The organism is Xenorhabdus cabanillasii, assembly GCF_003386665.1.
Lineage (GTDB): Bacteria > Pseudomonadota > Gammaproteobacteria > Enterobacterales > Enterobacteriaceae > Xenorhabdus > Xenorhabdus cabanillasii.
In genome coordinates this window covers 516,462-528,611 of record NZ_QTUB01000001.1, presented here as the reverse complement: position 1 = coordinate 528,611, position 12,150 = coordinate 516,462, and the positions used below count along the sequence as shown (strand labels likewise).

Genomic DNA, 12,150 nt, shown 5'->3' with positions numbered 1-12,150 from the left:
ATAAGATGATGATTTATACGCAAATTACAGATTTGAAGCCTGCGCTTTCAAGTAGAATAAAATAACTAATTAAATAATAACCAATTTAAAATTAATTACATAATAGTAACTCCGAGAACTAAATGCGTTTACTAACTAAAATATCTTTGCTCCCCTTCATACTCTTGATTAGCTCCCCTTCGGTCGCTGGTTTATCCACCCCTACAGAAATCAGACAGCAAGTAAAAGAGAGGGGAGTGAATTCCATCGTTGCTGAAATCGGTGAACAAGGTAAAAGGAATGAAATTGCCTATTATATTACGACCGGAAATCCTGAATGGGTAAAAATCGCTTTTGAATTAACTCCCAACATACATCAAGACTTTTCCAAACAGATTTTTAATTCCTTATCTTTTGCCTTAATTAATAATCCTGTTGAAGTTCTAACGCTGGCAAACAAACGCAAACCTTCCTTATCAAGTGATATCTGTAATATTCCACCAACATTAATAGGTTTGGAAAAAAAAGAGCAATTTGTTCGAAATGTAGCTAAAAGTTTAACGGCAGCCAAAAAATCAGCAAGCAGAAAGGACAAAGAAAATATAGAGATATGTCAGTGGGAGTTGAACCAGTCTTACACTGAATATTTGTAATACAATACCAATAACCAATAAATACAACCAAAAATAAAGGAGATGTTTATCTCCTTTATTTTATCGGTTTATTGGTACTGCATGGTTTACGTGCCTATTTTACCACACGTAATGTCGGACGGCCTTTTGGTGGTTGAGGTGGTTCATCATCAGGGGAATGATTATCACGCTGTGTTTTCATATCACGAATCAGCACCAGATTATCAGCCGCCGGAGAATCGGAATCTTCCTGCCCAGATCCCGCTTCATAGGCTACTTCTGGCTCAAACATCATTCCGGCCCCATTTTCACGAGCATAAACCGCGATCACAGCAGACATAGGAACAGAAACCTGCCGTGCTACCCCACCAAAACGAGCATTGAAGCGAACTTCGTCATTGGCTAATTCCAGATTACCAACCGCCTGTGGGGAAATATTCAGGATGATCTGCCCGTTCTGCGCATATTCCATCGGAACGCTTACTCCATATTGAGTAACATCCACAACGATATGCGGAGTCAAATCATTATCCAGCAGCCATTCATAATGTGCCCGCAGTAAATAAGGGCGGCGGGGAGATATTTGAGTCATACCCATACATTAACTCCGTGACTGTAAACGTATTTCACGCTCCGCTTCTGTCAATGAAGCCAGAAACGCATCACGTTCAAATACACGTTGCATATAGACTTGAAGATCTTTGGCTCCCGGGCCAGACAACTCAACACCCAGTACAGGTAAACGCCACAACAGAGGAGAGAGATAACAGTCTACCAGACTGAATTCATCGCTCATGAAGAAAGGCATCTCTCTGAAAATAGGTGCTATCGCCAGCAACTCTTCAGCAAGCTGTTTCCGTGCAGCATTGGCTTCCTGTATATTCCCTCCCTGAATTTTGTACATCAGGGAATACCAGTCTTTTTCAATTCTGTGCATCATCAAACGGCTGGAGCCACGTGCAACAGGGTATACAGGCATGAGCGGTGGATGCGGGAAACGCTCATCCAAATATTCCATTATGATGCGAGAATCATAAAGAGTCAGCTCACGATCAACCAGGGTAGGAACCGTCTGATACGGGTTCAGGTCAATAAGATCCTGTGGCAAATTGCCTGCTTCAACGTGTTCTATTTCAACGCTGACCCCTTTTTCCGCCAGTACAATTCGCACTTGATGGCTAAAAATGTCGGTCGGGCCGGAAAACAGAGTCATTACCGAACGTTTGTTGGCAGCGACAGCCATGAAAACCTCCAAGTTTATCTAAAAAAAGGAACGAACAGCCCTTCAATGAACAATGGCTATTCTCGCTCATATTCTCATCCGGCTTCGCGATTATTATCCGAGGATTATAGACAAATCAGGCAAACGCATGGATAAGGCAAAAAATTGTCACTAGTCTACCAGATTTTGAACATTTTGTGGGGAAGTAGATTAAGAATTAATGATGATATATCGGAGTTCAGAGACTTATCTCTGCAATATGCTTTTTTTTCTGGAAAAAAAAGAGTATTCACAAAGGAAAGAAAACCCGAAGATAAAAAAACCCACCATAAAAATGGCGGGTTTCAACATTAATCCAATGCCACCATGGCGGCAAAAAATTAACGCTTGGAGAACTGTGGACGACGACGTGCTTTGCGCAGACCCACTTTTTTACGTTCAACTTCACGCGCATCGCGGGTAACGAAGCCAGCTTTGCGAAGATCAGAACGCAAAGTCTCATCATAAGCCATCAGTGCACGGGTGATACCGTGACGGATTGCGCCTGCCTGACCAGAGATACCACCACCTTTAACAGTGATGTACAGATCCAGTTTGTCCAACATGTCAACCAGCTCAAGTGGCTGACGAACAACCATGCGCGCAGTTTCACGACCGAAGTAAACTTCGAGACTGCGTTGGTTGATTACGATGTTACCGCTACCTGGCTTAATGAAGACACGAGCGGAGGAGCTTTTGCGGCGACCAGTGCCGTAGTATTGATTTTCAGCCATTGCCTATAATCCCGATTAAATGTCCAGAACTTGTGGTTGCTGTGCCGCGTGGTTGTGCTCACTGCCCGCGTAAACTTTCAGTTTACGGTACATTGCACGACCCAGTGGCCCTTTTGGCAGCATGCCTTTAACCGCGATTTCAATGACACGCTCAGGACGGCGGGCAATCATCTCTTCAAAGGTCGCTTGCTTGATACCACCGATGTGGCCAGTGTGGTGATAATAGATTTTGTCAGCACGTTTGTTGCCAGTTACAGCAACTTTCTCTGCGTTAACAATAATGATGTAATCACCAGTATCAACGTGCGGAGTGTATTCCGCTTTGTGCTTGCCGCGCAGGCGACGAGCTATTTCAGTTGCAAGACGGCCCAGAGTTTTGCCGTCTGCGTCAACAACATACCAGTCGCGTTTTACGGTTTCTGGTTTAGCTGTAAAAGTTTTCATTAAAGCTTACCCAATTATAAGTTACACGTTGGTGAACGCTCGAGGTTCAGAAACTTTTTTGAGGCTCACACGACTCATGTCCAGCAAACCTACCCCTTCGAATAGCCTATGCCGGCACTAATGCAAGTTTTTCGGGAAATAAAAAATCCTGCTGTAACGTGGGGTCGCAAGATTATAGAGAAGTCGCAATAAAAAATCGACCCCAAATTCAATAATTATCCCGCCAGATAACGGTAATCCTGGCGAAATCTCTCTATAATTTCACCGAATATCAAGGCAGATGCGGGCGCTGTAAATATTCCTCACTCTGCATTTCCTGTAAACGGGACAGACAACGCTGGAACTCAAAACGGAGTAATTCTCCCTGATAAATCTCTTCCATTGAGGCTTCAGCATTGATGATCAATTTCACGTGACGTTCATAGAATTCATCAACCAATGCAATGAAACGCCGCGCAGCACTCTCATTCAACACCGTCATCACCGGTACGTCATGCAGCAAAACAGAGTGATAGATTTTAGACAAAGCAATATAGTCCAACTGACTCCGGGGATCCTCACACAACGTCTTGAAATTGATTGCCAACACACCATCAACACTGTTAATCGCAGGCATCTTACGATGGTTAATCTCCAGTACCGGAGCTGGCTCACCTTCCCGCCCGGCCAGACGCAGGAAAACCTGATGCATCTCTTGGTGGGTACTTTCCGACAGTGGCGTCAAATAAAGATGTGCCTGAGTGAGCGTCCGCAATCGATAATCAATTCCGGCATCTACATTCATCACGTCACAATATTTCTTGATTTGTTCAATCGCTGGCAGGAAACGTGCGCGTTGTAATCCATTCCGATACAGTTCATCTGGTGGGATATTTGATGTTGCTACCAATGCAATTCCCCGCCTGAACAAAGCTTCTAACAATGTACCAAGTATCATGGCATCCGTAATGTCAGAAACAAAAAATTCATCAAAGCAGAGTATATCCGTTTGTGCTTTGAAACCATCCGCCACAACTTCCAGAGGGTTTTCGTGCCCCTGTAGTTCAGTTAATTCTTCATGTACCCGTAGCATAAAACGGTGAAAATGAAGGCGTAATTTCCGTTCAGTAGGCAAACTCTGGAAAAACATATCCATCAACCAGGTTTTTCCTCGTCCCACGCCTCCCCACATATAAAGCCCCTGAATCGGACGAATCTGTTCTGTTGATGAACGCTTCAGCAATTTATTCAATAGGCCTTTCAATCCATTTGCCTTCACGCCACTTGAATGTAAGGTACTACTGGCAGAAAACTGCACGAGATCATGATAAATGATATCCAGGCGGACAACTGTATTGTGCTGCACTTCATCAGGTTGATACTGACCATCAGACAGCGCAATTTGGTAAAGAGACGAAGGTGTAATCGGTGACATTAACGTGGTAATCCTTAAAAATTGTTTATTCCCGGTCTACATACCTTGGGTATAACTCACAACCTATCATGACAAATTCGTATAAAATTAACATCTCAGGTGATATATAAATTAATTAAATAATAATCAATATTCCACTCTGACTGAATTAACGGTTATAGTGATAGCTGTGATGTTAATAAAGGAGTTGCCATGACTTGGGAATACGCACTGATCGGATTAATTATTGGTTTTATCATCGGAGCACTGGCTGTCCGCTTTGGCAGCACAAAATTGCGTCAGCAAAATGCTGTACAAGCAGAACTGGAGAAAAATCGGGCAGAACTTGAAGAGTATCGTAAAGAGCTGGTTAGCCATTTTGCCCGCAGCGCCGAATTACTGGATAATATGGCTCGTGATTATCGCCAGTTGTATCAGCATATGGCCAAAAGCTCCAATGAGCTGATGCCAAACATGCCTGTACAGGATAATCCCTTTAATTACCGTCTTAACGAATCCAAGACCGATTCTAATAAAATCGTCACCGATATGCCTCCGCGAGATTATTCTGAAGGTGCATCTGGCCTGTTTCGTCCAATTCAAGACCAAAAACAATAAATCCCCTTGCCGTGGTGACAATCGGTGCCACGGCAAGCTATTTTATCCTGTTGTATACGTTTGTTTTTTATTTCTTATTCAGGTAAATCCCTGTAAAGACATTCAACAAAACTACATTATTAGTGAACTTTGCTGAATACTTGGTAGTCATAACTGCAACGAAACAATATGCTTGAGACCTGTCTCAATCAGTATAATTTCTCAGGAAACGGGGTTTCCTTATGAGATGGGAATTTTAAGTACGATTTTCCTTTTCTGGCTTAGGTATGTAAGAGAACGTATTCAATGAAAAGTAAAAACACATTACTCAGTGCACTTGCGATCAGTATTGGATTATCTTTGGCTTCGGTTCCAATGGTAAGTAATGCAGCTTTACCTGCCGCCATAGCCTCTCAAGAATTGCCGAGCCTGGCTCCAATGCTAGAAAAAGTTCTTCCTTCCGTCGTTACCGTACATGTTGCTGGTACTGAGGTGCAAACCCAACAGCTCCAGCTACCAGAAGACTTCCAGTTTTTCTTTGGGCCAGGTTTTCCGCCAATGGAAAAAAGAAGTCGTCCATTCCAGGGATTAGGTTCTGGTGTCATTATCAATGTCGATAAAGGGTACGTACTTACTAACAATCACGTCATCAACAATGCGGATAAAATTAAAGTCCAGCTCAACGATGGACGTGAATATTCCGCCAAACTCATCGGGCGTGACCCACAAACTGACATTGCTCTTTTACAGTTAAAAGATGCCAAGAATCTGACTGCCATCAAATTTGCTAACTCAGATCAGCTACGTGTCGGTGACTATGCTGTTGCCATCGGCAACCCATTTGGGCTGGGGCAAACCGTTACCTCAGGGATCATTTCCGCCCTTGGCCGTAGTGGCCTGAATCTGGAAGGTCTGGAAAACTTTATTCAGACCGATGCCTCTATTAACCGGGGTAACTCTGGTGGTGCTCTGATTAACCTGAAAGGGGAGCTTATCGGTATTAATACTGCTATCGTCGCACCAAGCGGTGGCAATGTTGGTATTGGCTTTGCCATCCCAAGTAATATGGCCAAGAATTTAGCCGATCAACTGATTGCTCATGGTGAAGTAAAACGTGGCCTGCTCGGTATCAGAGGCACCGAAATGTCAGCAGATATCGCCAAAGCACTGAATATTGATGCGCAACAAGGTGCATTTGTCAGTGAAGTCACGCCTAAGTCTGCTGCGGCTAAAGCCGGTATCAAGCCAGGAGATGTACTGGTCTCCATTGATGGCAAAAAAATTAATAGCTTTGCTGAGTTAAGGGCGAAGATTGGTACTACCCTTCCAGGTAAAGAGGTCAAAGTTGGTTTACTGCGTAAAGGGAAACCAATGGAAGTAACCGTCATACTGGAAAACAGTAAAAATCAGGCAACTAAAGCGGAAAAACTGAGTATTGCTCTGCAAGGTGCGACTCTCAGCACTAGCATAGTGAATAATACTCCTGGCGTAAAAGTTGATGCAGTTGCCAAAAATTCACCAGCGGCAATGGTTGGTTTACAGAAGAATGATTTAATTATCGGTGCTAATAATGTTCGCGTTAAAAATATCAACGAACTACAAAAGATACTGGAAGAAAAACCATCCGTTATTGCCCTGAATATTCTGCGTGGTAGCGATAACATTTACCTGTTGCTGAATAATTAATCGATATATACCTCTATGAATTTCAGGTTGTGAGGTGACAACAAACAGTGTGACAACAAACAACCCGAAAGATAAAAGGTATAGAAAAGGCAGACACAGCATAAGCTGTGTCTGTTCGCTTCTGTGCTATGTTTTTTTAACTTATTGATTCTTGAATAATGCCATGCTGATCAAATTACTGCGCTCCATATTGGTAGGATTACTTATTGCAGCGATTTTACTGGTTGCCATACCATCACTGCGTCCCAATAAGTTAAATAATTTCCTATACAGCAACAATACAGAAAAACCTTCCAGTTACAGTCAGGGCGTTCGCCGGGCAGCTCCTGCTGTTGTTAACATCTACAGCACCAGCATAGGTAGCTTTTCCCATGAACCACGAGAGCTTATCCCTCTGGGTTCCGGCGTCATCATGAGTGAGCAGGGCTATATACTCACCAACAAACACGTCATCAATAAAGTGGGATCTATTATTGTGGCGTTGCAAGATGGGCATTTTTATGAGGCGCTGCTGGTCGGCTCTGATAGCCCGACTGATCTGGCTGTCCTCAAGATAAACGCTGAAAATCTCCCGGTGATCCCTATCAATCTCAAACGCACTCCCCATGTGGGCGATATCGTGCTGGCAATCGGCAACCCTTACAACTTAGGGCAGACGATTACTCAGGGCATTATCAGTGCGACCGGGCGTGTTGGACTCAGCCCGACACGGCGACAAAATTTTCTGCAAACAGACGCGTCAATTAATCAGGGTAGTTCCGGCGGCGCACTGGTTAATACATTAGGCGAACTGGTGGGCATCAATACACTGTCATTTGATAAGTCTGAGTTTGGTTCTACACCTGAAGGATTAGGATTTGCCATTCCCACAGAGCTTGCAACAAAAATCATGCAAAAATTAATCCGTGACGGGCGAGTTATCAGAGGATATATCGGTATTTCAACAAAAGAACTGCCTAATATTCGTTCTTCAGGAACCAATATTCATCAAATTCAGGGAGTTCGGGTTTTCCAGCTTTTACCGGGCAGCCCTGCCAAAAAGGCAGGCATTCAAGTGGGGGATATCATCATCAGCTTCAACCATAAACCTGCAATTTCACCTCCCGAAGTAATGGATCAGGTTGCTGAAATCCGCCCCGGTAGCATCGTTCCTGTTACCGTCTTGCGCGATGGACAAACCCTCACTTTCAACGTTACGATTGAGGAATTTGATGAACACTGAGATCCATCATTAAATGGGAAACGCTCAGGTTTTCAGTTCAGCTCTTTCCTCAATTCTCTCTCGCGTATTCTCTCCCCACACACATTGGGGAGAGAGTATATTTATCTTACTTAATGCGTTCGATATTGGCGCCCAGACCGCGCAGCTTATCTTCAATATGCTCGTAGCCCCGGTCAATATGGTAAATACGATCGACGATGGTCGTTCCTTCCGCAATACAGCCAGCTAATACCAAACTGGCAGAAGCGCGTAAATCTGTTGCCATCACCTGAGCACCAGATAATTTTTCTACACCGTGGCAAAGTACGGTGTTACTTTCAATTTCTGCATGTGCACCCATACGGATCAATTCAGGGATATGCATAAAACGATTTTCGAAAATAGTTTCGGTGATCATACCCACACCTTCAGCAACGATATTCAGTAAACTAAATTGTGCCTGCATATCAGTCGGGAAGCCCGGATGTGGTGCAGTGCGAAATGTTACTGCTTTTGGTCGCTTGCCATGCATATCTAAACTAATCCAGTCATCACCTACCTGAATATCAGCTCCGGCTTCACGTAATTTAGCCAGAACAGCATCCAATGTATCCGGTTTAGCCTTGCGACAGATAACCTTTCCACGGGAAGCCGCCGCTGCTACAAGAAAAGTTCCTGTTTCGATACGATCGGGCAATACACAATAAACGCCACCACCTAAACGCTCGACACCTTCAATCACAATACGATCAGTTCCTGCTCCCGTAATTTTTGCACCCAATGTATTCAGGAAATTGGCCGTATCTTCGATTTCAGGTTCACGTGCTGCATTTTCAATGATGGTCTTACCTTCCGCTAGTGTTGCTGCTGTCATGATAGTTACCGTTGCACCGACACTCACTTTATCCATGACGATGCTGGCACCTTTTAAACGACCATCTACAGATGCTTTAACATACCCTTCTTCCAGTACAATCTTCGCACCAAGCTGTTCCAGTCCGGAAATATGAAGATCGACAGGACGGGCCCCGATAGCGCAACCACCGGGTAAAGAAACCTGCCCCTGCCCAAAACGTGCCACCAGTGGCCCCAATGCCCAAATAGAAGCACGCATGGTCTTAACCAGCTCATAAGGCGCACAATATTTATTGACCCCTCTGGCATCAACAAATACCGAACCATTACGTTCTATTTTCGTTCCCAAACGGTTCAGCAGTTTGATTGTGGTATCAATGTCTTTTAGTTCAGGAACATTCTGTAATTCAACTGGCTCTTCCGCCAGCAACGCTGCGAACAGGATTGGTAATGCGGCATTTTTTGCCCCGGAAATAGTCACCTCTCCTGACAAGCAGGTAGGCCCTTTCACTCGAAATTTATCCATCTGTCATGATTCTCTTATTTAATTCAAAGTGTGCTGTTCGCGGCGATGCAAACAACCTCAAAACCCCTGGAGCTTGCGGTCACGTTGCCATTGTGCTGGTGTGTAGGTTTTAATTGACAGTGCGTGAATGCGGTTATCAGCGATGTATTCCATCAGGGGTGCGTAAACTGCCTGCTGTTGTTTGACACGGCTTAGCTCACCAAAAATTTCACCCACTGCAATTACCTGAAAATGACTGCCATCACCACTAACGATAACTTCATCAAGTACCAACTTTTCCATCAGTACTTTTTTAATTTCATTAGTATCCATAGTTTGCTCACACTCGCTGTTAAAATAATAGTAGACGCCTATCGTAATGGAATCCAGGCGACTCTTAAACCAAGAAAAACGCCCTTATAAGACAAGGACTCATAAGGGCGATAATTATACCCACCGTCTTTCTGGTTGCAGCGTTGTTAGCTACGTCCTGAAATCCATAGAGTATATAGAACAAAAGCATGACATTTTTTTAGGTGGATTGCCTTTTTCTGGTGAATTCTTCTCCGGTTATAAATGGTCTGCAAAGATACTTTGCAGACCATAAAGCGCAATAAGCGTTTGCAGGCGCTCCCTTATACCAGAAAATGTCAGCGCTTTGCCTTGTTGCTGCCTGTCGCCCTTTACGCGAACAAATAAGGCCAGCCCCGTGGAATCCACATGTTCAAGTTGGGAAACATCAATATTATCTATTTGAGCCAATACGCTGTCTCTTTCCTGCCAAAAGGATAACAGGCTATCGCGATCCAACGTACCTTTCAGAAACAGCGTATTTCCTTCTTGTTCCCAACTTAACTGCATTCTATCAGGCACTTTATCCTTTTCCCGGTTTTTCATATCACTTTTTCTTTTCCAAAGTGATTGGAACTTGTGCACTGATTTTCAGTTGCTCAGTTAAACCATCAATACCTTTCTGGCGCAGAATTTCCGACCACTCATTCTGTTTTGTCGTAATCATGCTCACACCTTCTGCTATCATGTCGTAAGCCTGCCAGTACCCGGTTTTACTGTTTTTTCGCCACTGAAAATCGAGGCGAACAGGTGGTTGACCATTAGGATCTGTGATGGTGACGCGGATCGCTACGATGGTCTTATCACCCAGTGGCTGCTCAGGAGCAATCTGGTAATTTTGTCCATGATACATTGCCAGAGCCTGACCATAAGCTTGCTCCAGATAAGACTCAAATGCCTTGAAATAAGCGTCACGCTGCTCTGGTGTCGCTTGCTTGTAGAAAGGCCCCAATACCAATGCCCCTGCATATTTTGCCTGCACATAAGGCATTAATTCCTGATGCACAATCTGACGCAGTATTTCAGGATTCGCCTGAATCTGCGGCTGTTCATTCTTCAGACGAGAGAACGTTTTTTCCGCTGCATCCTTCATTAATACATAAGGGTTGGTTTGATCAACAGCACTGGCAAATGGTGCAACCACCAGTAAGGCAGCCATAAGTAATCGCTTAAACATCATTAGCATTTCTCCTAAGCAGTGGATTATTGGTTAGTGTGCCTGTGCAGGAGCAGCAGAAGACTGATGTTCCCCGCCTCCGCTCTTGTACAGGAACTGACCAATTAAGTCTTCAAGAACCATCGCAGGTTTAGTGTCCTCAATTTTATCTCCATCTTTCAGCATGGTGACGCCCAAATCAGGATCATCAAACCCTACATTCAACGCGACATATTGTTCACCCAACAGACCAGAGGTCCGAATAGAAAGAGAACTGGAACTTGGAATATTGTCGTACTGCGTGAAAATATCCAGCCCGACCTGTGGCGTATAGGTTTTCTTATCCAGCCAGATTTTCCCTACCCGGCCAATAACAACGCCCCCGATTTTGACAGGAGAACGTTCTTTCAATCCACCAATATTGTCAAAGGCAGCAGTGATACGATAAGTGGTCTGATTACCGAAAGACCGAATATCAGCGACTTTCAGACATAAAAAAATGATTGCTACCACTGCAATTAAGACAAAACTTCCAACCCAAATTTCATTTTTCTTACTTTGCATCGAATTAGTTCCCAAACATCAGTGCCGTCAACACAAAATCCAAGCCCAATACTGCCAACGACGCATGGACCACCGTGCGCGTCGTTGCCCTGCTGATCCCTTCCGATGTTGGGATAGCGTCATAACCATTGAACAGCGCGATCCATGTAACCGTGATGGCAAAAAACTACGCTCTTAAGAAAACAATTAAGTATATCTTTCTGCCACTCCACCGCTGATTGTATGGAAGACCAGAAAAAACCACTATCAATGCCTTTCCAATCCACACCGACCATCACACCGCCCAGAATGCCAACTGCAACAAAGATTAGCGATAATAAAGGCATACTGATAAAACCAGCCCAGAAACGCGGGGCGACGACCCGACGCAATGGGTCAACTGCCATCATTTCCAAACTGGAAATTTGTTCTGTTGCTTTCATCAGGCCAATTTCTGCGGTCAATGCAGATCCTGCGCGACCAGCAAACAATAGTGCCGTCACTACCGGGCCTAATTCCCGCAACAGCGATAAAGCTACCATCATGCCCAGGCTACCTTCAGCACTGAAAGTTTTCAGCACCAAATAGCCCTGCAACGCCAAAACCATGCCAATAAATAAACCTGAAACGACAATAATCAGCAGTGACTGAACACCTACACTATAAAGCTGCTGACGCAATAATAACCACTGTCTGGCAGGTTCTGGTTTGCCAATAATTGCGCTGAACAGCATGAACCCCGCACGGCCGAATGAAGCGGCAATTTCAATCGCCCGTCTGCCCAATGTTGCCAATGCCCGTGTTAACATCAAC

General features: G+C 44.3%; 14 protein-coding genes and 1 pseudogene. 4 read left to right on the top strand and 11 right to left on the bottom strand.

The window, feature by feature from the left end:
* Window positions 1-122 precede the first annotated feature (122 nt).
* Complete coding sequence (locus tag BDD26_RS02640; RefSeq protein WP_244922630.1) at window positions 123-632, top strand: hypothetical protein; 510 nt, start codon at window positions 123-125, stop codon at window positions 630-632.
* Window positions 633-726: 94 nt separating this feature from the next.
* Here the strand turns inward: BDD26_RS02640 and sspB are convergent, their stop codons facing one another.
* The 5 genes from sspB to zapE form a co-directional block, all read right to left on the bottom strand.
* Window positions 727-1,209 (bottom strand): ClpXP protease specificity-enhancing factor, encoded by a 483-nt coding sequence (sspB, locus tag BDD26_RS02635; RefSeq protein WP_038259582.1) that lies wholly within the window; start codon window positions 1,207-1,209, stop codon window positions 727-729.
* A 3-nt stretch (window positions 1,210-1,212) separates the two neighbouring features.
* Window positions 1,213-1,854: a stringent starvation protein SspA gene (gene sspA, locus BDD26_RS02630; RefSeq protein WP_038259581.1), complete on the bottom strand. Its 642-nt coding sequence runs from the start codon at window positions 1,852-1,854 to the stop codon at window positions 1,213-1,215.
* Between the two features lie 359 nt (window positions 1,855-2,213).
* Complete coding sequence (rpsI, locus tag BDD26_RS02625; RefSeq protein ID WP_021323578.1) at window positions 2,214-2,606, bottom strand: 30S ribosomal protein S9; 393 nt, start codon at window positions 2,604-2,606, stop codon at window positions 2,214-2,216.
* A gap of 15 nt (window positions 2,607-2,621) precedes the next feature.
* Window positions 2,622-3,050, bottom strand: a complete 429-nt coding sequence (gene rplM / locus BDD26_RS02620) for a 50S ribosomal protein L13 (protein WP_038259580.1) — start codon at window positions 3,048-3,050, stop codon at window positions 2,622-2,624.
* Between the two features lie 271 nt (window positions 3,051-3,321).
* Window positions 3,322-4,464 (bottom strand): cell division protein ZapE, encoded by a 1,143-nt coding sequence (gene zapE, locus BDD26_RS02615; protein ID WP_115825463.1) that lies wholly within the window; start codon window positions 4,462-4,464, stop codon window positions 3,322-3,324.
* Between the two features lie 192 nt (window positions 4,465-4,656).
* Between zapE and zapG the strand changes: the two genes are divergently transcribed.
* From zapG to degS, 3 genes are all read left to right on the top strand, one after another.
* A complete protein-coding gene (gene zapG, locus BDD26_RS02610; RefSeq protein ID WP_038259578.1) occupies window positions 4,657-5,061 on the top strand; it encodes a Z-ring associated protein ZapG in 405 nt (134 codons plus the stop codon).
* A 285-nt stretch (window positions 5,062-5,346) separates the two neighbouring features.
* Window positions 5,347-6,726: a serine endoprotease DegQ gene (gene degQ / locus BDD26_RS02605; protein WP_038259577.1), complete on the top strand. Its 1,380-nt coding sequence runs from the start codon at window positions 5,347-5,349 to the stop codon at window positions 6,724-6,726.
* A 163-nt stretch (window positions 6,727-6,889) separates the two neighbouring features.
* Complete coding sequence (gene degS, locus BDD26_RS02600) at window positions 6,890-7,948, top strand: outer membrane-stress sensor serine endopeptidase DegS (RefSeq protein WP_038259576.1); 1,059 nt, start codon at window positions 6,890-6,892, stop codon at window positions 7,946-7,948.
* Between the two features lie 106 nt (window positions 7,949-8,054).
* Here the strand turns inward: degS and murA are convergent, their stop codons facing one another.
* From murA to mlaE, 6 genes and pseudogenes are all read right to left on the bottom strand, one after another.
* Window positions 8,055-9,308: a UDP-N-acetylglucosamine 1-carboxyvinyltransferase gene (gene murA, locus BDD26_RS02595; protein ID WP_115825462.1), complete on the bottom strand. Its 1,254-nt coding sequence runs from the start codon at window positions 9,306-9,308 to the stop codon at window positions 8,055-8,057.
* 57 nt (window positions 9,309-9,365) lie between these two features.
* On the bottom strand, window positions 9,366-9,620 hold the full coding sequence (ibaG, locus tag BDD26_RS02590; RefSeq protein WP_038259574.1) for a BolA family iron metabolism protein IbaG: 255 nt from the start codon (window positions 9,618-9,620) through the stop codon (window positions 9,366-9,368).
* Between the two features lie 237 nt (window positions 9,621-9,857).
* Window positions 9,858-10,184: a lipid asymmetry maintenance protein MlaB gene (gene mlaB, locus BDD26_RS02585; RefSeq protein ID WP_115825461.1), complete on the bottom strand. Its 327-nt coding sequence runs from the start codon at window positions 10,182-10,184 to the stop codon at window positions 9,858-9,860.
* A gap of 1 nt (window position 10,185) precedes the next feature.
* Complete coding sequence (mlaC, locus tag BDD26_RS02580) at window positions 10,186-10,815, bottom strand: phospholipid-binding protein MlaC (protein WP_115827476.1); 630 nt, start codon at window positions 10,813-10,815, stop codon at window positions 10,186-10,188.
* A gap of 33 nt (window positions 10,816-10,848) precedes the next feature.
* Window positions 10,849-11,358, bottom strand: a complete 510-nt coding sequence (mlaD, locus tag BDD26_RS02575) for an outer membrane lipid asymmetry maintenance protein MlaD (protein WP_038259573.1) — start codon at window positions 11,356-11,358, stop codon at window positions 10,849-10,851.
* Window positions 11,359-11,362: 4 nt separating this feature from the next.
* Window positions 11,363-12,146: pseudogene (gene mlaE, locus BDD26_RS02570) on the bottom strand (lipid asymmetry maintenance ABC transporter permease subunit MlaE).
* Between the last annotated feature and the right edge of the window lie 4 nt (window positions 12,147-12,150).

Excerpts from the sequence above, each read along its gene's own strand:
- degQ (WP_038259577.1), top strand. The coding sequence starts at position 5,347 with ATGAAAAGTAAAAACACATTACTCAGTGCACTTGCGATCAGTATTGGA.
- degS (WP_038259576.1), top strand. The coding sequence starts at position 6,890 with ATGCTGATCAAATTACTGCGCTCCATATTGGTAGGATTACTTATTGCA.
- zapG (WP_038259578.1), top strand. The coding sequence starts at position 4,657 with ATGACTTGGGAATACGCACTGATCGGATTAATTATTGGTTTTATCATC.
- mlaB (WP_115825461.1), bottom strand. The coding sequence starts at position 10,184 with ATGAAAAACCGGGAAAAGGATAAAGTGCCTGATAGAATGCAGTTAAGT.
- rplM (WP_038259580.1), bottom strand. The coding sequence starts at position 3,050 with ATGAAAACTTTTACAGCTAAACCAGAAACCGTAAAACGCGACTGGTAT.
- BDD26_RS02640 (WP_244922630.1), top strand. The coding sequence starts at position 123 with ATGCGTTTACTAACTAAAATATCTTTGCTCCCCTTCATACTCTTGATT.
- murA (WP_115825462.1), bottom strand. The coding sequence starts at position 9,308 with ATGGATAAATTTCGAGTGAAAGGGCCTACCTGCTTGTCAGGAGAGGTG.
- sspA (WP_038259581.1), bottom strand. The coding sequence starts at position 1,854 with ATGGCTGTCGCTGCCAACAAACGTTCGGTAATGACTCTGTTTTCCGGC.
- sspB (WP_038259582.1), bottom strand. The coding sequence starts at position 1,209 with ATGGGTATGACTCAAATATCTCCCCGCCGCCCTTATTTACTGCGGGCA.
- rpsI (WP_021323578.1), bottom strand. The coding sequence starts at position 2,606 with ATGGCTGAAAATCAATACTACGGCACTGGTCGCCGCAAAAGCTCCTCC.
- ibaG (WP_038259574.1), bottom strand. The coding sequence starts at position 9,620 with ATGGATACTAATGAAATTAAAAAAGTACTGATGGAAAAGTTGGTACTT.
- mlaC (WP_115827476.1), bottom strand. The coding sequence starts at position 10,815 with ATGTTTAAGCGATTACTTATGGCTGCCTTACTGGTGGTTGCACCATTT.
- mlaD (WP_038259573.1), bottom strand. The coding sequence starts at position 11,358 with ATGCAAAGTAAGAAAAATGAAATTTGGGTTGGAAGTTTTGTCTTAATT.
- zapE (WP_115825463.1), bottom strand. The coding sequence starts at position 4,464 with ATGTCACCGATTACACCTTCGTCTCTTTACCAAATTGCGCTGTCTGAT.